The organism is Pseudomonas wuhanensis, from assembly GCF_030687395.1.
GTDB lineage: Bacteria > Pseudomonadota > Gammaproteobacteria > Pseudomonadales > Pseudomonadaceae > Aquipseudomonas > Aquipseudomonas wuhanensis.
Map to the genome: position 1 here is coordinate 5,780,753 of NZ_CP117430.1, position 18,808 is coordinate 5,799,560.

An 18,808-nucleotide genomic window follows, 5' to 3' on the forward strand; every position below is an offset into this window, starting at 1 on the left:
GATGAAACTCACTCGGTGGTTACCGAACGCCAGTCCGAAGCCTCGATGAAACCGAGCATGTGTGGCGGCTGAGACTTTTTGGCGGAGATAAACAGCGAGGCGCCGTAACCAAGGGTCGCGGTCGGTAACTTGAGGTCTTTTTCCAGTTGCGCCATGCATTCGCTGTGGGTCACCAGAATCAGGTTGCGTCCGGCCTTTTTGTGCGCCAAGGCATCGCGCAGCATGCTGCCTCTGCAGTGGACCAACCAGTCTTCGTCGACGCCGACCTTGTTGAACATGTAACCGGCGGTTTGCGCCGTGCGCATCACCGGGCTGTTGTAGATGTCGGCCCGATCCAGGCCCAAACGCTCGAACTGCGCACCAACACTCACTGCCACGCTACGGGAGCGATCGGTGATGCCGTCATTGCCGCTCAGGCAGGCAGCCGTGGAGTGATCGCAGCGCTCGACGTGGCGCACCAGCACAATCATGTCGCCCTTGGCCCAACCGGTCGCCAACGCGCGAGCACCCGCCACGTTGCCATGGGCCAGGTCAGGGACGGCGGCGGGTCGCAACAGCCAAACCGTTAGCGGGATAACCAACAAGGCAGATGCCAGCACGACTGCGGCATTTCGATAACGGGCTAAACGGCTCAGATCGATCGAGCGTTTTATCCCGAACAGACTCAGTCTCAATTCCACATCAGGCCGCCTCGCTGGCATGCACCACTGTCATTCGTTGTCGCGAGGGTAAAGAGGCGCGCGTCGGTAGCCGGTGAAACCCATGTGAAAAAAAGCTTAAAACCCGCCTAAAAATCTTGTTACAGAATCCACCCAACAAAATCCTTTCAGCTCTCGCGATTACTGCCGATACAGACCTGCTAACCCTTTGCTGGCTCTTAAAACAACAATCTTCCAGCCAACCGACGATCAAGAAGCACAACGTTCCTGGAGGAATATTGATGAATAGCTGGTTCGGTAATATCAGCGTGAACCTGAAACTGGGCCTGGGATTCGGCCTGGTCCTGGCACTGACCTGCGTCCTCGCCCTGACCGGCTGGACGAGCCTGGGCGGGTTGATTGACCGCAGCAACTGGATGAGCGACATCACCGCGCTCAACGCTGGCCTGACCAAGCTGCGCGTGGTTCGCCTGCAATACATGCTGACCAACGGCGACGAAACCGCCGCACAGAATGTGCAGACAACCCTCGACGGCTTCATCGCTCAGCAACAAGCGTTGCTGTCGAGCTTCAAGAGCCCGGAAAACGTCAAGCTGCTCAAAGAGCAGAGCGCGACCATCAGCGCTTACCAGATATCCCTGAACAAAATGCGCAGCGCCTACCGCACCGGTAACAGCGCCCGCGACGCCATGGGCGCCAATGCTGAAACCGCCAGCAAGTTGATTGAAGCGATCAGTACCCGCGTGCAGCAAATGCCCCTGAGCGACCAACGCTTCGAACAGTTCCAGGCCATCACCGCGGCCAAGGAAGCGTTCATCCTGGCTCGCTACGAAGTGCGTGGCTACACCGCCAGCACCAACGCCGAGACCGAGCAAAAAGCCGTCGCCCAACTGGACACGGCCATCGCCAGCCTGAAACAACTCAGCGTGTATTTCGCCGAGACCCAGCAAGATGCTCTGAGCCAGCTGGAAACCGCGCTGAGCAACTACCGCAGCGCCTTGCAAGCGTATAAAGCCGCCAACACCGATGCGGTGCAGGCACGCAAGGAAATGACTGAGCAGGGCGCCACCATCGTGAGCCTGAGCGATCAGCTGTATCAGATACAGCTCGACCGCCGCGACGCCGAAAGCGCCCAAGCCCGCACGCTGCAATTGATCAGCACCTTGCTGGCGTTGCTGGTGGGCGTCATTGCCGCCGTGATCATTACCCGTCAGATCACCGGCCCGTTGCGCGATACCCTGGCCGTGGTCGAGCGCATCGCCAGCGGCGATCTGTCCCAGGACGTCAAAGTCACTCGCCGCGACGAACTCGGCGTGTTGCAGCAAGGCATCGCACGCATGGGCGTGACCTTGCGAGATTTGATCAGCGGTATCCGCGATGGCGTCACCCAGATCGCCAGCGCCGCCGAAGAACTGTCAGCCGTGACCGAGCAAACCAGCGCCGGGGTCAACAGCCAGAAGATAGAGACCGATCAGGTGGCCACCGCCATGCACGAGATGACTGCCACGGTGCAGGAAGTCGCGCGCAACGCTGAAGAAGCATCCCAGGCCGCAGCCGCCGCGGATGGCGAAGCGCGAGAAGGCGATAAAGTCGTCAACGAAGCCATTGCCCAGATCGAGCGCCTGGCCAGCGAAGTGGCGCGCTCCACTGAAGCCATGAGCGTACTACAGCAGGAAAGCGACAAGATCGGCAGCGTCATGGACGTAATCAAGGCCGTGGCCGAGCAGACCAACCTGCTGGCCCTCAACGCCGCCATCGAAGCGGCCCGTGCCGGTGAAGCCGGTCGTGGTTTTGCCGTGGTGGCCGACGAAGTTCGCGGCCTGGCCCAGCGCACGCAGAAATCCACCGAAGAAATCGAAGGCCTGGTGGCCGGCCTGCAGAACGGCACGCAACAAGTGTCGGCCGTGATGAACAACAGCCGCGCCCTGACCGACAGCAGCGTGGCGCTGACTCGCAAGGCCGGCGTGTCACTGGAAAACATCACCCGCACCGTGTCGAATATCCAGTCGATGAACCAGCAGATCGCTGCCGCCGCCGAGCAACAAAGCGCCGTGGCCGAAGAGATCAGCCGCAGCATCATCAACGTACGCGACGTGTCCGAACAGACCGCCGCCGCCAGCGACGAGACCGCGGCGTCCAGTGTCGAACTGGCGCGATTGGGTAATCAGTTGCAGATGATGGTGAGTCACTTCCGGGTTTGACGTTAAGTCAGCGGTGAATGACAGATCCATTCGCGGGCAAGCCTCGCTCCTACAGGGATTGCACATTACCTGTGGGAGCGGGCTTGCCCGCGAAGGCGATCTAACGCTCAGACACTAATCGCATTGGTAAACACCAACCGATTCCCGAACGGATCACTGATGGTCATATCCTGGCTGCCCCACGGCATGGCCTGAATTTGCGGGCGGGCGAACTGGTACTCCTTGGCCAGCAATTGCTGCTGAAAAGTCTCCAGTTCATCGGTCTCAATCCGCAATGCCGAGCCCGGTGTGCTGTCGCCGTGGTGTTCGGACAGATGCAGCACGCATTCGCCACGGGATATCTGCAGGTACAGCGGGAAGTTTGTTTCGAAACGATGCTGCCAGTCGACCTTGAACCCCAGAAAGTCGACGTAGAACTCCAATGCCTTGGTCTCATCGAAAATCCGCAGGATCGGGGTGGTTTTGCCGAAGCTCATGGAGTTGCTCCCAGACTGAAAAGGCCCAGAGTGTAGCTGGGCTGGATGTCAGCGCTTCGGCCTGGTTGCGGGATTCTTTAATGTCGCAGTGCCATCATCGGACGTAAATCAAAAGATCGCAGCCTTCGTCAGCTCCTACAGGGGCTGCGATTTTTCAGCATCACCGATCACCGAAACCCTTCACGCAAATCCCCTTCCCGCGCCAGAAACCGTCCCTCTCTTCTCCCGTTCGCCTGACCTTCGCTGTAACTCAAAACACCATTTATCCACACCCCATCAATCCCTTCCGCCGCCCGTTGCGGATCGTTGAAGTCCGCCACATCGCGAATCGTCGCAGGATCGAACAGCACCAGATCCGCCCAATACCCTTCGCGAATCTCGCCGCGGTCCTTCAAACCGAATCGCGCCGCCGATAGCCCGGTCATTTTGTGTACGGCGGTGTGCAGCGGAAACAGTCCCACGTCGCGACTGAAATGTCCGAGCACCCGCGGGAAAGCACCCCACAACCGTGGATGAGGAAACGGGTCTTCCGGCAAGCCGTCGGAGCCGACCATCGACAGCGGGTGCGCGAGGATTCTTCGTACATCGGCCTCGTCCATGCCGTAATACACCGCTCCGGCCGGTTGCAATCGGCGAGCGGCCTCGAGTAACGGCACGTCCCACTCGGCGGCGATGTCGATCAAATCCCGGCCACCCATTTGCGGATGCGGCGTGGACCAGGTGATGGTGATGCGATGGGCGTCGGTGACTTGCTTGAGGTCCAGCGTCGAAGAGCTCGCCGCATAGGGATAACAATCGCAGGCCACCGGGTGGTTTTTTGCGGCGTGTTCGAGGGAGGCCAGCAGTTGCGGACTACGCCCCCAGTTACCGGCGCCTGCACATTTGAGGTGGGAAATGATCACTGGCGTTTTCGCGTGGCGACCGATCTGGAACGCCTCGTCCATGGCCTCCAGCACCGGTTCGAATTCACTGCGCAAATGGGTGGTGTAAACCGCTCCGAATGCGTTCAGCTCTTCGGTTAATTGCATTACTTCTTCGGTGGAGGCGCAGAAAGCGTTGGCATACGCCAGGCCTGTGGATAACCCCAAGGCACCGGCCTCAAGACTGTCGCGCAGTTGCCCGCGCATCGCGCTGATTTCATCGGCGGTGGCCGTGCGAAACAGGTCGTCCAAGTGATTGCTGCGCAGCGCGGTGTGGCCCACCAATGCGGCCACATTGAGCGTGGTATTCGCCGCTTCGACGGCGGCGCGATAGTCGCTGAAGCGCGGATAGACGAACGCAGCCGCCGTGCCGAGGAGGTTCATCGGGTCCGGCGGCTCGCCACGCAAACTCACTGGCGATGCGCTGATCCCGCAGTTGCCGACGATCACCGTGGTCACGCCCTGGCTGAGCTTGGGCAGCATCTGCGGCTGGCGGATCACCACCGTGTCGTCGTGGGTATGCACGTCGATGAAACCCGGGGCCAACACCCTCCCGGCCGCGTCGATTTCTTCGGTGGCACGAGCGTCGTGCAAGTCGCCGATACGCTCGATTCGACCGTCCAGAATCGCCACATCAGCGGGGTAACCGGGGGTGTTGCTGCCATCAATAATCAGCGCGTTGCGGATCAGTGTGTCGTACGTCATGTCAGTCTCCCAGGGGCAAGTGATCGTCGCCGCCGCGGTAGTCGTCCAGGGCCAGTTTGATCCGCCGCAGACGTTCTTGATTGTCTTCAGGACTGGCCAGCGCCAGCTCGGTAGCGAGCACGTCGATGGCCAGCAGCATGCCGTAGCGCGCCGCCGTGGGTTTGTAGATGAAGGACGTCTCGGCGCTTTGCAGCGGCAACAGCACATCGGCCAGTTGCGCCAGCGGCGAGTCAGCCCGGGTGATCGCGAGAATTCGCGCGCCATAGCTGCGAGCCAGGTCCACTGCTTCGAGCAGCTCGGGCGTGATGCCGGTCAGCGAGCAGGCGATGACCGCGTGTTCGGCACCGAGGCTGGCAGCGGTGACGCGCATCATCACCGGGTCGTGACACACCGCGATCGGGTAGCCGAGGCGCACCAGCCGCACTTGCAGTTCATCACTGCACAAGGTCGAACAGCCGCCCATGCCGAAGGCGTGAATCATCCGCGCCTTGCCCAACAGTTTCACCGCCTCGGCGAAGCGCGATTCATCGAACGCCGACAAATGCTGACGCAAGGTCGACTCAATATCGCCGACGATCTGCCCGTAAAACGCCGACTGTTCAGGCGTTCCCGCCGGGTCGAGAAAGCGACTGCCGACACCGCTGGCCTGGGCCAGTTGCAGGCGCAAATCCCGCAGGTCGCGGCAACCGACCGTGCGCGCAAAACGCGACAACGTGGCGGTGCTGACTTCCGCCCGCTGCGCCAGTTCGTCGAGGCTGGCGGAGGCGGCAAATCCTACGTCGTCGAGCATCAGCCGAGCGATGCGTCCTTCGCCGGCGCTGAAGGAATCCTGACGGGCGCGGATCTGGTAGAGGATGTCCATGGCGGATGGCTCCGACTAAAGCAGGTAAGAAAGACCTACGGTCAAACCAAAGGCGACCACCGAGATGATGGTCTCGAGCACCGTCCAGGTCTTGAAGGTCTGGGTGACGGTCATGTTGAAGTATTCCTTGATCAACCAGAAGCCGCCGTCGTTGACATGGGAAAAGATAACCGACCCCGCCCCCGTCGCCAGCACCAACAACTCCGGGTGGGGATAACCCAGACCAACGGCCACCGGCGCAACAATCCCTGAAGCGGTGGTCATGGCTACCGTGGCGGACCCGGTGGCGATGCGCATCAATGCGGCGAACAGCCAGCCCATCAATAGCGGCGACAGCTGGAATTCATCGGCCAGGCTGACGATCTGATCGGTGACACCCGCGTCCACCAGAATCCGGTTCAAACCACCGCCGGCGCCTACCAGCAAGGTGATACTGGCGGTCGGCGCCAGGCATTCATTGGTGAACTTGAGGATTGATTCACGATTGAAGCCCTGGGCCAGGCCGAGGGTCCAGAAGCTCAGCAAGGTCGCCAGCAGCAAGGCGATGACCGAGTTGCCAATGAACAATAAAAACTGGTTGAAACCACTGCCCGGGGTGGAAATCAGATTGGCCCAACCACCGATCAACATCAGTACCACCGGCAACAGAATGGTCGTCATGGTGATGCCGAATCCCGGCAGGCTATCGCGCGGTTCACGCTCCAGGAACTGGCGCTCCAAAGGGTTATCCGCCGGCAACTGAATGCGTGGCACGATGAATTTGGCATACAGGGGACCGGCGATGATCGCGGTCGGAATGCCGATCAGAATCGCGTAGAGCAACGTCTGCCCCACCGATGCCTGATAGACCTGCACCGCCAGCATCGCTGCCGGGTGCGGCGGTACCAGCGCATGGACCACCGAGAGCCCCGCGACCATCGGCAAGCCGACCATCAGAATCGACACGCCCACCCGCCGCGCCACGGTGAACGCGATGGGCACCAGCAAGACGAAACCGACCTCGAAGAACAGCGGCAGTCCTACAAGAAAGGCGATACAGACCATCGCCCAATGCGCGTTTTTCTCTCCGAAACGGTCGATCAACGTACGCGCCACCTGCTCGGCGCCGCCAGACTCGGCCATCATCTTGCCGAGCATCGTGCCCAGCGCCACCACCAGCGCAATGTGCCCCAGCGTCTTGCCAACCCCGGCCTCATACGCGCCCACCACACCCGACGGCGGCATCCCGGCCAGCAGTGCCAAACCGATGGACACCAGCGTGATGACGATGAAGGGATTAAGCCGGTAACGGGCGATCAGAACGATCAGCGCAATGATGGCGATGGCGGCGTAAACCAGCAGCCAATAGCCGAAGGAAAGCGTCATGCGGTACTCCTCGAAAGGGTCACGTCGAATGGGTTGTGAAACTCATAAATCATTTCGACGAGCTACTTTCAAACGAAGTGAAAGTAATTTTCGTGGAGGGATAAGGGATGTCGTGCAGCGGTATGAGAGGTTGTGAGTTATGAAAATTCGGTAGTGAAACTTTCATCCCTCTACGATCGTTCCCACGCAGAGCGTGGGAACGATCACTCATTGATTTCAGTCGTGATGTTCACTGGCACGTTTGAGCAGTTTCTTGCACCGTTCGGACAAATGCAGCACGCGTAGCTGCTTGCCAGCCTTGGCGTAGCGCTCGCGCAATGTCTTCAGGGCAGCAATGGCCGAGTAGTCGACGAAGCTCAGGTGGCGACAATCAAGGGTCACCTGGGCCGGGTCATTGGCAGGGTCGAACTGATTGAGGAATGGCGTGGTAGAGGCGAAAAACAGTGTGCCGTGCAGGCGGTAGAGTTTGCTGCCGTCGCTTTCCTGATAGCTGTCGGCATACAGCTCGCGGGCCTGTTGCCAGGCAAAGTTGAGCGCCGCAATGATGATCCCGCACATCACGGCGACGGCCAGATCGGTGAACACCGTAATCACCGTAACAGCAAGGATCACCAAGACATCGTTGAGCGGCACCTTGTTCAACACCCGCAGCGAAGCCCAGGCAAAGGTCTGCTGCGACACCACGAACATCACCCCCACCAGGGCCGCCAGCGGGATACGCTCGATCAGCGGCGAAAGAAACAGAATGAACAGCAGAATCATCCCCCCGGCCACGGCACCGGACAGCCGACCGCGACCGCCAGAGCTGAGGTTGATCATGGTTTGCCCGATCATGGCGCAACCGCCCATGCCACCGAACACGCCAGAAACTATGTTGGCGGCTCCGAGCGCCACGCACTCACGGTCCGGATAGCCACGACTCTCTGTGATCTCGTCGGTGAGGTTCAGGGTCAACAGGGTTTCCAGCAAGCCGACCATCGCCATCAATATCGCGTAGGGGACGATGATGCGCAGGGTTTCCAGACTCCAGGGGATGTCTGGCAGCGCGAAGCTCGGCAAACCACCGGCAATATGCGCCATGTCGCCCAGGGTTCGTGTCGGCAAGCCGAGCAGGTAAACCGCCACCCCAACGCCCAGAATCGCCACCAGCGCCGGCGGCACGGCACGTGTCAGGCGCGGCATCAGGTAGACGATGGCCATCGTCAGCGCCACCAGCCCGATCATCATGTACAGCGGATCGCCACTGAGCCAGGTTTCACCGCTTTTGAAGTGCTCCAACTGGGCCAAGGCGATGACGATCGCCAGGCCATTGACGAAGCCGAGCATCACCGGATGCGGCACCATGCGTACCAGTTTGCCCAGCCTCAACAGACCGAACGCCAGCATGATCAACCCGCCCAGCAGCACAGTCGCCAGCAAGTACTGCACGCCGTGCTGCACCACCAGCGCGACAATCACCACGGCCATCGATCCGGCGGCACCAGACACCATCCCCGGCCGCCCACCGAACAGCGCAGTCAGGGTGCAGATGACGAAAGCGCCGTAAAGCCCCATCAATGGATTGAGGTGGGCCACCAGCGCGAAGGCGATGCATTCGGGCAGCAGGGCGAAAGAGGTCGTGAGCCCGGCCAGGACATCGGCGCGCAGACGTTTGGATTTCATGGTTTACCTAAAAATACAGGCGGGAGAAGAGAGGGCGGATGTTACGGAATTGAGGGCGGGCCGGCCAGTGAATGGGCCGCCAGAAACGCTTTCGCGAGCAAGCCCGCTCCCACAGTGGACTTGCGTCGATTCACGATGATGAGGACGACACAGAACCAATGTGAGAGCGGGCTTGCTCGCGAAGAACGATGACACGGTCTACGCATCACCCCTTGAAATCCGCAATCGCATAAGCCGCCAATTTGCCCTGGATGAAGTCCAGGAAGCACTGAATCCGTAGGGCAAGTTGCGAGTTACGGTAGTACACCGCGTTAATCGGTTGGCGGTATCCGCTGTTGAACTCCGCCAGCAGCACCTGCAAGCGACCGGCGCGGATGTCGTCGATGGTCATGAAGTGCGACAGACAGGCGATGCCCTGCCCTGCCAGCGCCAGGTGCCTGATCGTCTCGCCACTGGACGCGCTGATCGACGCCTGGATCGGCCAGCGATCACCGTGGACATAGCGCAACGGCCATTGGTTGAGGCCTTCGTTCTGGGTGAAACCCAGCAGCGTATGTTCGGCCAGATCGGCAACGGCCGCCGGTATGCCGTGTTGCTCCAGATACGCCGGGCTGGCGACGATGTGCAGCGGGCTGCAACCCAGTGAGCGGGCGTGCAAGGTCGAGTCGGCCAGTGTGCCAATGCGGATGGCGATGTCAGTGCTTTGCTCAAGCAGGTCGATGATCAGGTCGTTGCTGTTGAGTTCGAGCTGGATGTCCGGGTAGAGACGGCGGAACTCGTCAATGTACGGCACGATGGCGTGCAACATGAACGGCGAGGCGGCGTTTATTCGCAGCCGCCCGGAGGGGGTTTGCTGGCGTGAGGACAAGCGTTCTTCGAGCTCGTCCATCTGATCGAGAATCAGCTTGGCGTGCTCGAAGAAGTATTTGCCCTCTTCGGTCAGGTCCATGCGCCGCGTGGTGCGGTTGATCAGCGTGGTGTCGAGCTTGGCCTCCAGTCGCGACAACGTGCGGCTGACCGCCGACGGCGTTTGCCCGACCTGTTCGGCCGCAGCCGAAATCGACCCGCATTCAATCACGCAGACGAAAATCTGCAACTCATCGGATCTGGCTTTCACGTGTGTCCCTTATCGATAGTCCTGCGCTGTTTTACTGCGGAGCGAGGCTCGCCTGTGGACTGTCTGAACTACCGCGTTGGCAGGTTTTCCGCTTCGCGTACCAACGGGGGCAAGCCCCCTCGCCACAGGACTCCCTCGCCACAGATTCAGTCTCGCTTCAGATATCGATACTAGCTGAGCGTTATGCCCTAAGGCCAAACACCTCGCTCAAGTGCTGCTCATAACGCGCCACATCGGCTTCGATGTTCGGGCGCTTCATCACATCCACGCACAGGAAGGTCGGCAAACCGGTCATGCCCAGGAAGGTGTTGGCCTTGTGGAACGGGAAGTACACCGCGTCCACGCCCTTGGCTTCAAAGAAGTCGGTCGGGTCGTCGAAGGCTTGCTGCGGCGCATTCCAGGTCAGCGACAGCATGTATTTTTTTCCGTGCAACAAGCCGCCGCTGCCGTATTTTTGCGACGCATCGGAGCGCGTGCGGCCATCGCTGGCGTAGAGGCTGCCATGGCCTTCGGTGAAGACTTCATCGACGTACTTCTTGACAGTCCAGGGCGCGCCCATCCACCAGCCTGGCATCTGATAAATGATCACATCGGCCCAGAGGAATTTGGCGACTTCCTCCGCGATGTCATACCCCTCGTCGATGAACGTGGCTTTCACATCCACACCGCCGCGATCCAGCACGCTCAGCGCGGCTTCGTGCAGCGTCGTGTTGTAGCGACCATTGGAGTGGGCAAATTTTTTGCCGCCATTGAGCAACAGGACCTTTTTCATGAGAAGTCTCGCAAGGTTGAAATTCGATGGCCACAGAGTAGCGATCAGCCTCGCGCGGAATAAGCGCTCGATCCGCAAAATTCATTTGACCAATACGCACGAATCGATACGCGATTGTTGCCGTAACCTTGCGCCGATTCTGACTTTCAAGGACAACCTGATGAGCGAAGTTCAAGGCTTCATCCTGCACGCCAAGACCCGCCCGGAAAAAGCCGAGGCCTTCGAAGCGTTCTTCCGTGGCTATGTCGAACCGAGTCGCGCCGAACCCGGTTGCATCGAGTACCACATGCTGCGAGACAAACAGGACCCGACACTATTTATCTTCTACGAGATCTGGCAATCCCAGGCCCATCTGGACGTGCACTCGAACCTGCCGCACATGAAGCAGTTCCTCGACATGCGTATGGAGTATCTGGAGCGGGATTTCGATATCCGCCCGATCGAGATGCTCAGCGCGTCGTCGGCTAGCCGCTGATCAGCAAGTGGCCGCCGAGCACGCCGAGGCCGATGAAGAACACGCGCTTGAACAGCACGGCGCTGATCCGCTGGCGCAGCCATTGCCCCAGCAGCATGCCGAACACCGCAGGAATCAGCGCCAGCAGCGACGCGCTCAACTCGCCACTGCCGAGGGCGCCGCGCCATAACAGCCCGGCGGCCAACGCGAGGGTCGAGACGGTGAACGATAGGCCCAGCGCCTGCACCAGTTGATCCTTGTTCAAGCCCAGGGCTTGCAGATAAGGCACCGCCGGAATCACGAAGACGCCGGTGGCCGAGGTGATGATGCCCGTCAGCACACCGCAGAGCGGACCGAGCCAATGCTCAGTGCGACTGCCGACGCGCAGGGTCGGCAGGAACAGCCCGCTCAAGGCGTAAATCAACAACGCCGCCCCAAGTCCCCGCACGACCCAGTGTCCACCGGCCATGCCGATCCACAAAGTACCGGCGCCCGTGCCGATGAAAATCGCCAGGAGCATCGGCCACAAGCGGTTCAACAGCCCGCGCAAATGACCGCCGAATGCCAGTTGCCAGACGTTGGTCAGGGTAGCGGGAATGATCAACAGCGCCGCAGCCTGCGACGGCGCCATAGCCAGGCCTAGCAAGCCCATGGCGATGGTTGGCAGTCCGAGACCGATCACGCCTTTGATCACCCCCGCCAGCAGGAAGGTGGCGATAACCAATAAGGAAAGGGCCAAGCCCAGATGTTGGTAGAACGCGGCGAGTGTATTCATGGGGCTATGGTGAGCCCTGAAGGTGGCGCTGAAAATCTGCCATATACTGAGGTTGCCTCTTGCTCAACAAGAGGCATGATCGTTCCCATGCTCTGCGTGGGAATGTCTCAATGGACGCTCTGCGTCCGCTTCTGCATGTGACGCGGAGCGTCACGGGCTGCATTCCCACGCAGAGCGTGGGAACGATCTTCAGGATACCTGTATGCACTTCGACCTGACCGACCTGCGCCTCTACCTCAACATCCTCGCCACCGGCAACATCACCGCCGGCGCCGCCCGCAGCCATTTATCACTGGCGGCCGCCAGTGCGCGAATCCGTGCCATGGAAGCTTCACTGGGCATCGAATTTCTTGAGCGAGGCCGCCGCGGTGTCAGCCCGACGCCTGCCGGCAGGGCCCTGGCGCAGCACGCTCGAGTCCTTTTGCAACAGGCCGAGCGCATGCAGCAGGACCTGGCCGAATACGCCAAAGGGGTCAAAGGCCAGGTGCGGTTGTTGTGCAACACCACAGCGATCACCGAGTACCTGCCGGAGTTGCTGGCAGACTTTCTGCGCGACCATCCCAACCTCGACATCGACCTGCAAGAGCTGCCCAGCGCGCGCATCACCCATGCCTTGCGCCAAGGTGCAGCGGACCTGGGCATCGTGTCTGACGCCGTGGAGACCGACGGCCTTCAGACTCGCTATTTCCGCGACGACCCGCTGGTACTGATCCTGCCGCGCGATCATCCCTTGGCCGACACCGGACCGTTAAATTTCAGCGCAACCTTGCATCATGATTACGTCGGCCTGAACGCCAACAGCGCCTTGGCCGTGTATCTGGAAGAACAAGCCCTGCACAGCGGCTTACGGATGCAGATCCGCATTCGCGCCGATGGCTTCGATGGCGTGATGCGCATGGTCGCCCGAGGTGCCGGGCTGGCGATCGTGCCCTTGGCGGCGGTCGAACGCTGGTCAGCTGAAACACCGTTCAAAAGCATCGCACTGAAAGAGCCGTGGGCCCGACGCAAACTGTTGCTGTGCGCCCGGGACTTCACCGTACTGCCCGGTTATGCACAGGCCTTGCTGAACGCCTTGACTCTCCCCTGAGGGGCAGACTTTACCCTTGAGGTTTCATCTTCAGGGACCGTTACGATGAGCAAGCGAATTCTGGTGATCCTCGGTCATCCTTCAAGCAACAGTTTCTGCGGCGCACTTGCCGAACGCTACGCACAATCGGCATTGCGTGCCGGGTATGAGGTGCGCCAGTTGTTTCTAGGGAAAATGGACTTCGACCCGGTGCTGCGCGAAGGCTATCAACATGTGCAGCCGCTGGAAGCCGACTTGCGCCGTGCTCAGGCGGACATTCTGTGGGCCGAACACCTGGCCCTGGTCTACCCGATCTGGTGGGGCGGCGTACCGGCCTTGCTCAAGGGTTTTCTTGATCGGGTGTTGCTTCCGGGCTTCGCCTTCAAGTATCGCGAAGGCAAAGCCTTTCCCGACAAATTGCTGCATGGCCGCAGCGCGCATCTGCTCGTGACCATGGACACGCCACCCTGGTACTACCGCTGGATCTACCGCATGCCCGGGCTGCATCAGATGCGCAAAACCACCCTGGCGTTTTGCGGCATCGAACCTCAGCGCACGCTCACCTTCGGGCCAGTCTTGGGGTCCAGCGCCGGTCAGCGCGAAACCTGGCTGCTGCAAGCCCAGGCTATCGCCAGCCGATGAGTCTGCCGATAATGGGGCTGGTTTACCCTCGGCAAAAAAGGACTTTTCATGTACATCGGCCAAGCCGCGCATCGCTCGGGCACGACGATCAAGAGTATTCGCCATTACGAGTCGATCGGCTTGCTGCCTGCCGCTCGGCGGCAAGGAAAATACCGCGTCTATGATCAGCACAGCGTCGACCTGCTGATCTTCATCAAGTGCGCTCAACACTTAGGTTTCAGGCTCAAGGAGTTGCAGGCGATCTTTACCGGACATCAAGGCCTGGCGATGCCCTGGTCATTGGCGCAGCAAGCCATCGATGCCAAGAAATGCGAAATCAGCGACAGGATTACCGCACTCAGGCATCAACACGAGCAATTGGTCGAGTTTGAAGCCAGCCTCACACAGGCCAGAGCCGATTGCCCGTTGGAAAGTCTTTGAGAGTCTGCGCGTTTCTGGACAGCTCAATGTCGAATACAGACAACTGAACGGTGTATGGGCGCTATAGGGTGCGACTTCAGTTCTTGAGCCCACTGCCCGGAGTCATCATGACCGCACCGATTACCGTTCTTCGCGACACTCACCCGCTGCCCGTGCTCGACGCCTGCAAATGGGAAAAACTCGAAGGCGACCCGCACACCGTCAACCTCAACGCGTACACCAGCGAAGATGGCAGCAAGATCATGGGCACGTGGATCTGCACGCCGGGCAAGTGGTACGTGGAATACGTGAAGTGGGAATACTGCCACTTCCAGGAAGGCTACTGCATCATCACGCCGGAAGGCATGGAGCCTATCCATCTGCGCGCCGGTGACATTTTCGTCATCGAGCCAGGCATGAAAGGCACGTGGGAAGTGGTTGAGACCGTGCGCAAGTATTTCGTGTTTGCCTGATGCAAAAAACCGAGAGACCACCCGACGTGGGCTCTCGGCAAAAATCTGATTGGAATGCGCATCCCTTGTGGCGAGGGAGCTTGCTCCTGCTGGTTCGCGAAGCGAACCCAACAAGCTGATGCGGTGTTTCCAATACACCGCATGCTCAGGACTTACGACTGCTTCGCAGCCGGACGGGAGCAAGCTCCCTCGCCACAAAAGCTCCTTCGCCACAGCTTCTGGAAGTCCCTTATTGGGGCTTGCGATAGCTGTTGATAATCGCCGAGAAGTCCTTGCCACCCTCCCCACGCTGGCTCATCGCCTGATACAACTGCTGCGCCACCGCGCCGAGCATCACCGGTTGGTGCGCCTGACGTGCCGCCTCAGTGGCCAGCCCCAGGTCCTTGAGCATCAGTTCGGCACCGAAACCGCCGGTGTACCCGCGCGAGGCCGGCGCCGTTTCGACGATACCCGGCCACGGGTTGTACATCTCCGAACTCCAGCAACGCCCGGTGGAACTGTTGATGATCCCTGCCAGCACCGTCGTGTCGATCCCCAGCGCATCGCCCAAGGCCATGGCTTCGCTGACGCCGACCATGGAAATCGCCAGCAGCAGGTTATTGCAGATTTTGGCGATTTGCCCGGTGCCGACTTCGCCACAGTGAACGATGTTACGGCCCATCTGCGCCAGCACTGGTTGCAGGGTCGCGAACAGTTCAGGCGTGGCGCCGACCATGAAAGTCAGCGTCCCGGCCGCGGCACCGCCGGTGCCGCCAGAAACCGGGGCATCGGCCATGGCCACGCCTTGCTTGGCAGCCGCTGCGGCAACGTCGCGCGCCGTCTGCGGATCGATGGTGCTGCAATCCACTGCGGGCACGCCCTTGGCGATTCCCGCCAACACACCATCTTCGCCCAGCCAGACGCTGCGCACATGCACAGCGGCTGGCAGCATGGTAATCACCAACTCTGCATCTTGAGCCGCTTCACGTGCCGAAGCGCTGATGCTGCCGCCCAATTGTTCGAGCTCTGCCAGCACAGCTTTGTTCAGGTCGACCAGGCGCAGTGAATGGCCGGCCTTGATCAGGTTGCGCGCCATCGGCGCGCCCATGTTGCCGAGACCGATAAAAGCGATTTTCATGTCCGGCTCCTTAACGCAAGTGGATGGTGGTGTTCACACCGTCGTTGACGCTGTCGTCGTCGAACCAGCGCGCAGTGACGGTCTTGGTTTGAGTGTAGAACTGCACCACTTGCTTGCCATACGGACCGAGGTCGCCGAGCTTCGAACCACGGGAACCGGTGAAACTGAAGAACGGTACCGGCACCGGGATCGGGATGTTGATGCCGACCTGGCCAACGTCGATTTCCGACTGGAATTTACGCGCCGCCGCACCGCTCTGGGTGAACAAACCCGTGCCGTTACCGAACGGGTTGGCGTTGACCAGGGCGATGGCCTCATCGAGCGTGTTGACTTCCAGCACCACCAGCACCGGGCCGAAGATTTCCTGGGTATAAATCTGCATCTCAGGGGTTACGCCGGAGAACAGAGTCGGGCCTACAAAGTTGCCCTGCTCGTAACCCGGAACGCTGATGTCGCGACCGTCCAGTTCGAGCTTGGCGCCTTCCTTGATACCGCTTTCGATCAGCTCAAGAATCCGCGCCTTGGCTCGCTTGGAAATCACCGGCCCCACATCGGTGCCCGGCTCGCTGCCAGCATTGACCTTGAGTTTCTGCGCCAGCGCTTTCAGGTCTGGCAGCCATTGCTTGGCCGCGCCCACCAGCACCACCACCGAGGTGGCCATGCAGCGTTGCCCGGCCGCACCGAAACCGGCGCCGACCAGGGCATTGAGGGCTTGCTCACGATTGGCATCGGGCAGCACAACCGCATGGTTCTTGGCGCCCATCATCGATTGCACGCGCTTGCCGTGTTTACCGGCCAGGTCATAGACGTGCGTGCCGACCGCAGTCGAACCGACGAACGAAACAGCCTTGATGTCCTTGTGGGTGCAAAGCGCATCCACCACATCCTTGCCGCCATGAACGACATTGAGTACGCCCGGCGGAATCCCGGCTTCGATGGCCAGTTCCACCAACAGCATGGTCGACATCGGATCCTGCTCGGACGGCTTGAGCACGAAGGTGTTGCCGCAGGCGATGGCCATCGGGAACATCCACAGCGGAATCATCGCCGGGAAATTGAACGGGGTAATGCCGGCACAGACACCAATCGGCTGACGCAGGGTGTAGGTGTCGACACCGCCAGCGACGTTCTCGGCAAACTCGCCCATTTGCAGGCTACCAATGGAGCAGGCGTGTTCGACCACTTCCAGGCCGCGGAAGATATCGCCTTCAGCGTCAGCGATGGTTTTGCCTTGCTCGTTGCTGAGCACCACGGCAATACGCTTGGAGTGTTCGCGAATCAACGCCTGAAGCTTGAGCATAATGCGCATCCGCGCGCCGATCGGCGTCAGCTTCCAGGTCTGGAAGGCGCGATGGGCGGCACTGATGGCGGCATCGACTTCGGCGGCTGTAGCGAATGGGACTTTAGCCAACACTTGTTGGGTCGCCGGGTTAACGATGTCGTGCCATTCGGTGGTTTGCGATTCGACCCACTCGCCATCGATCAACAGCTTGACCTTCTGTACGGTGGTTTCTTGCGATGCGTTCATGTCGGTCTCCGGGACGTTGTTCTTATTTAGAGAGCTATCTTGGGAGCCAAGGCGAGAAAGTCGCCTTGGAATGAGGCGTGTGTCGCGAATTGGTTGTCGGACTGTTTTTGGAGTATAGATGTGCAAACTTCTAATAAGAACGCACATAAAAGCCGGTCCATCATGCAAAAAAACATCACGTCTTTAGGCTCGTTGAACTGGGATGACCTCAAGTTTTTCCTCGAGGTTGCCCGCACTCGCAAGGCCAGCACCGCGGCCAAGCGCCTGGCGGTGGACTACACCACCGTGTCGCGACGCATCAGTTCGCTGGAAGCCTCGTTGGGCACGTTGCTGTTCGAAAAGTCCCGCACCAGCGGTTTCGTCCTGACTGCCGAGGGCCAGCGGCTGCTGGGTTACGCCGAGTCGATCGAAAGCACTCTGCACATGGCCTGCGAGCAGGTTTCGGGCTCAGGCGTGGCGTTGTCCGGGCATGTGCGCATGGGCTGCACCGAAGGGTTCGGCAGCTTTTTCATCACCCCGCAGCTAAGTCATTTCGTCGACGCCTACCCGGCGATCTCGGTGGACATCCTGCCGTTACCGCACTTCATCAGCCTGTCCAAGCGCGAGGCAGACATCGTCATCGCGCTGGAGCGGCCGGAGCACGGCCCGTATGTCTGCTGCAAGCTCTGCGACTACCGATTGCAGCTGTATGCGACCCAGGATTATCTGGACAAGCACCCACCGATCCGCCGCCCGGCAGACTTGGGCAAGCATCAATTCATCAGTTATGTGGACGATCTGGCGTTCAGCTCGGAGCTGCTGTACCTGGCAAATGTGTTGCCCGGTGCCAGTGCCAATCTGCGCAGCACCAGCGTGATCGCGCAGTTCGTGGCCGCTCAGCAGGGACGGTCACTGGCGATTCTGCCGTGCTTCCTGGCAGCTCAGGACCCGCGATTACTGCCGGTGTTGCCGCAAGAGATCACCATCACCCGGCAGTTCTGGATGTACTGCCGGGAGGACTTGCGCAAGCTCAAGCGGATTACCCTGTTGTGGGATTACATCCGTGGGGTCACCGAGCAGAATCAAGCACTGTTAATGGGGGAAAGTCGGGAGATGGTGTTCGCCGATTAGTCCGCGCTCACCACGATCGACACCCGACGGTTCTCGGTGCGTCCAACCGCGGTGTCGTTGGAAGCGACGGGCTTACTGCTGCCCAGGCCGCGCAGTTGGATATTTTCTTCTTTTATGCCGACTGCGGCCAGAACCTTGCCGACGCTTTTCGCCCGTCGCAGGGAAAGCTGTTCGTTATAGGACTCTTGGCCTGAAGCATCGGTGTGGCCGTCGATTCTCACGCGCTCGATTTCCACACTTAATAACGCCTTGCCAATACGCTCGACGATCTCGGTACTGGCGGGGTTGAGACTCTCAACATCACTGCCGAACAAAACTTTGCCTGACAGGCCAAAGGCCCAGCCATCATCCGTCATTTCGAAACCTTGCTGCTTGAGCACAGCGATCTGCGCCGGGGTCAGACCCTTTTGCGATGCCGTCTGGCAACCGGTCAATGCCAGCAAGGCCAGGAACAGGGTGATCGTGAAAAGTCGCAGAGAACGCTGATTGAAGGTGAACACAGAAA

Annotated in this window: 19 protein-coding genes and 1 pseudogene; 8 read left to right on the top strand and 12 right to left on the bottom strand. The window is 60.0% G+C overall.

Annotated features, from left to right (window positions below; all coding sequences use genetic code 11):
• Positions 1-8: 8 nt before the first annotated feature.
• Positions 9-680 carry a lipopolysaccharide core heptose(II)-phosphate phosphatase PmrG gene (gene pmrG / locus PSH88_RS26740; protein ID WP_305423672.1) on the bottom strand — a complete coding sequence of 224 codons (672 nt, stop codon included), beginning with the start codon at positions 678-680 and terminating at the stop codon, positions 9-11.
• Between the two features lie 395 nt (positions 681-1,075).
• Between pmrG and PSH88_RS30600 the strand changes: the two are divergent.
• Both PSH88_RS30600 and PSH88_RS30605 read left to right on the top strand, forming a co-directional pair.
• Positions 1,076-1,954 (top strand): annotated as a pseudogene (locus PSH88_RS30600) (methyl-accepting chemotaxis protein); the annotation flags it as partial.
• 201 nt (positions 1,955-2,155) lie between these two features.
• Positions 2,156-2,860: a methyl-accepting chemotaxis protein gene (locus PSH88_RS30605; protein WP_411736821.1), complete on the top strand. Its 705-nt coding sequence runs from the start codon at positions 2,156-2,158 to the stop codon at positions 2,858-2,860.
• 107 nt (positions 2,861-2,967) lie between these two features.
• Here PSH88_RS30605 and PSH88_RS26750 read toward each other — a convergent pair whose 3' ends face one another.
• The 7 genes from PSH88_RS26750 to mdaB all read right to left on the bottom strand — a co-directional run bounded on the left by PSH88_RS26750 (position 2,968) and on the right by mdaB (position 10,739).
• Positions 2,968-3,336, bottom strand: a complete 369-nt coding sequence (locus PSH88_RS26750; protein WP_305423675.1) for a glyoxalase superfamily protein — start codon at positions 3,334-3,336, stop codon at positions 2,968-2,970.
• A gap of 167 nt (positions 3,337-3,503) precedes the next feature.
• Entirely contained in the window at positions 3,504-4,961 is a 1,458-nt protein-coding gene (locus tag PSH88_RS26755) for an N-acyl-D-amino-acid deacylase family protein (protein ID WP_305423676.1), read from the bottom strand.
• A gap of 1 nt (position 4,962) precedes the next feature.
• Positions 4,963-5,823 carry a MurR/RpiR family transcriptional regulator gene (locus tag PSH88_RS26760; protein ID WP_305423677.1) on the bottom strand — a complete coding sequence of 287 codons (861 nt, stop codon included), beginning with the start codon at positions 5,821-5,823 and terminating at the stop codon, positions 4,963-4,965.
• Positions 5,824-5,838: 15 nt separating this feature from the next.
• On the bottom strand, positions 5,839-7,188 hold the full coding sequence (locus PSH88_RS26765; protein WP_305423678.1) for a GntT/GntP/DsdX family permease: 1,350 nt from the start codon (positions 7,186-7,188) through the stop codon (positions 5,839-5,841).
• Between the two features lie 216 nt (positions 7,189-7,404).
• Positions 7,405-8,850 (bottom strand): SulP family inorganic anion transporter, encoded by a 1,446-nt coding sequence (locus tag PSH88_RS26770; protein WP_305423679.1) that lies wholly within the window; start codon positions 8,848-8,850, stop codon positions 7,405-7,407.
• A 205-nt stretch (positions 8,851-9,055) separates the two neighbouring features.
• On the bottom strand, positions 9,056-9,967 hold the full coding sequence (locus PSH88_RS26775; RefSeq protein WP_305423680.1) for a LysR family transcriptional regulator: 912 nt from the start codon (positions 9,965-9,967) through the stop codon (positions 9,056-9,058).
• A 181-nt stretch (positions 9,968-10,148) separates the two neighbouring features.
• Entirely contained in the window at positions 10,149-10,739 is a 591-nt protein-coding gene (gene mdaB, locus PSH88_RS26780) for an NADPH:quinone oxidoreductase MdaB (RefSeq protein WP_305423682.1), read from the bottom strand.
• Positions 10,740-10,899: 160 nt separating this feature from the next.
• Here mdaB and PSH88_RS26785 point away from each other — a divergent pair, with 160 nt between their 5' ends.
• Positions 10,900-11,214, top strand: coding sequence for a putative quinol monooxygenase (locus PSH88_RS26785; RefSeq protein WP_305423683.1), 315 nt, complete (start codon positions 10,900-10,902; stop codon positions 11,212-11,214).
• Here PSH88_RS26785 and PSH88_RS26790 read toward each other — a convergent pair.
• Complete coding sequence (locus PSH88_RS26790; RefSeq protein WP_305423685.1) at positions 11,204-11,968, bottom strand: sulfite exporter TauE/SafE family protein; 765 nt, start codon at positions 11,966-11,968, stop codon at positions 11,204-11,206. The genes PSH88_RS26785 and PSH88_RS26790 overlap by 11 nt on opposite strands.
• A gap of 202 nt (positions 11,969-12,170) precedes the next feature.
• On the opposite strand from PSH88_RS26790, the gene PSH88_RS26795 reads away from it, so the two are divergent.
• The 4 genes from PSH88_RS26795 (at position 12,171) to PSH88_RS26810 (ending at position 14,548) form a co-directional block, all read left to right on the top strand.
• Positions 12,171-13,055 carry a LysR family transcriptional regulator gene (locus tag PSH88_RS26795; RefSeq protein ID WP_305423686.1) on the top strand — a complete coding sequence of 295 codons (885 nt, stop codon included), beginning with the start codon at positions 12,171-12,173 and terminating at the stop codon, positions 13,053-13,055.
• 45 nt (positions 13,056-13,100) lie between these two features.
• On the top strand, positions 13,101-13,676 hold the full coding sequence (locus PSH88_RS26800; protein WP_305483413.1) for an NAD(P)H-dependent oxidoreductase: 576 nt from the start codon (positions 13,101-13,103) through the stop codon (positions 13,674-13,676).
• Between the two features lie 48 nt (positions 13,677-13,724).
• Complete coding sequence (locus tag PSH88_RS26805) at positions 13,725-14,096, top strand: MerR family transcriptional regulator (RefSeq protein ID WP_123498819.1); 372 nt, start codon at positions 13,725-13,727, stop codon at positions 14,094-14,096.
• 107 nt (positions 14,097-14,203) lie between these two features.
• The gene (locus PSH88_RS26810; RefSeq protein ID WP_024781087.1) at positions 14,204-14,548 is read left to right on the top strand and encodes a cupin domain-containing protein; all 345 of its coding nucleotides are present in this window, start codon (positions 14,204-14,206) and stop codon (positions 14,546-14,548) included.
• Positions 14,549-14,777: 229 nt separating this feature from the next.
• Here PSH88_RS26810 and mmsB read toward each other — a convergent pair whose 3' ends face one another.
• Both mmsB and PSH88_RS26820 read right to left on the bottom strand, forming a co-directional pair.
• Complete coding sequence (gene mmsB / locus PSH88_RS26815; RefSeq protein WP_305423693.1) at positions 14,778-15,665, bottom strand: 3-hydroxyisobutyrate dehydrogenase; 888 nt, start codon at positions 15,663-15,665, stop codon at positions 14,778-14,780.
• 10 nt (positions 15,666-15,675) lie between these two features.
• Positions 15,676-17,193, bottom strand: a complete 1,518-nt coding sequence (locus PSH88_RS26820) for a CoA-acylating methylmalonate-semialdehyde dehydrogenase (RefSeq protein ID WP_305423694.1) — start codon at positions 17,191-17,193, stop codon at positions 15,676-15,678.
• Positions 17,194-17,355: 162 nt separating this feature from the next.
• Here PSH88_RS26820 and PSH88_RS26825 point away from each other — a divergent pair, with 162 nt between their 5' ends.
• A complete protein-coding gene (locus tag PSH88_RS26825; protein ID WP_305423696.1) occupies positions 17,356-18,303 on the top strand; it encodes a LysR family transcriptional regulator in 948 nt (315 codons plus the stop codon).
• Here the strand turns inward: PSH88_RS26825 and yfiB are convergent.
• Positions 18,300-18,803 carry an outer membrane lipoprotein YfiB gene (gene yfiB / locus PSH88_RS26830; protein ID WP_305423698.1) on the bottom strand — a complete coding sequence of 168 codons (504 nt, stop codon included), beginning with the start codon at positions 18,801-18,803 and terminating at the stop codon, positions 18,300-18,302. The genes PSH88_RS26825 and yfiB overlap by 4 nt on opposite strands.
• Positions 18,804-18,808: the final 5 nt, after the last annotated feature.

Coding starts and splice junctions, on each gene's coding strand:
- PSH88_RS30605 (WP_411736821.1), top strand. CDS start 2,156: ATGACTGCCACGGTGCAGGAAGTCGCGCGCAACGCTGAAGAAGCATCC.
- PSH88_RS26750 (WP_305423675.1), bottom strand. CDS start 3,336: ATGAGCTTCGGCAAAACCACCCCGATCCTGCGGATTTTCGATGAGACC.
- PSH88_RS26755 (WP_305423676.1), bottom strand. CDS start 4,961: ATGACGTACGACACACTGATCCGCAACGCGCTGATTATTGATGGCAGC.
- PSH88_RS26760 (WP_305423677.1), bottom strand. CDS start 5,823: ATGGACATCCTCTACCAGATCCGCGCCCGTCAGGATTCCTTCAGCGCC.
- PSH88_RS26765 (WP_305423678.1), bottom strand. CDS start 7,188: ATGACGCTTTCCTTCGGCTATTGGCTGCTGGTTTACGCCGCCATCGCC.
- PSH88_RS26770 (WP_305423679.1), bottom strand. CDS start 8,850: ATGAAATCCAAACGTCTGCGCGCCGATGTCCTGGCCGGGCTCACGACC.
- mdaB (WP_305423682.1), bottom strand. CDS start 10,739: ATGAAAAAGGTCCTGTTGCTCAATGGCGGCAAAAAATTTGCCCACTCC.
- PSH88_RS26785 (WP_305423683.1), top strand. CDS start 10,900: ATGAGCGAAGTTCAAGGCTTCATCCTGCACGCCAAGACCCGCCCGGAA.
- PSH88_RS26790 (WP_305423685.1), bottom strand. CDS start 11,968: ATGAATACACTCGCCGCGTTCTACCAACATCTGGGCTTGGCCCTTTCC.
- PSH88_RS26795 (WP_305423686.1), top strand. CDS start 12,171: ATGCACTTCGACCTGACCGACCTGCGCCTCTACCTCAACATCCTCGCC.
- PSH88_RS26800 (WP_305483413.1), top strand. CDS start 13,101: ATGAGCAAGCGAATTCTGGTGATCCTCGGTCATCCTTCAAGCAACAGT.
- PSH88_RS26805 (WP_123498819.1), top strand. CDS start 13,725: ATGTACATCGGCCAAGCCGCGCATCGCTCGGGCACGACGATCAAGAGT.
- PSH88_RS26810 (WP_024781087.1), top strand. CDS start 14,204: ATGACCGCACCGATTACCGTTCTTCGCGACACTCACCCGCTGCCCGTG.
- mmsB (WP_305423693.1), bottom strand. CDS start 15,665: ATGAAAATCGCTTTTATCGGTCTCGGCAACATGGGCGCGCCGATGGCG.
- PSH88_RS26820 (WP_305423694.1), bottom strand. CDS start 17,193: ATGAACGCATCGCAAGAAACCACCGTACAGAAGGTCAAGCTGTTGATC.
- PSH88_RS26825 (WP_305423696.1), top strand. CDS start 17,356: ATGCAAAAAAACATCACGTCTTTAGGCTCGTTGAACTGGGATGACCTC.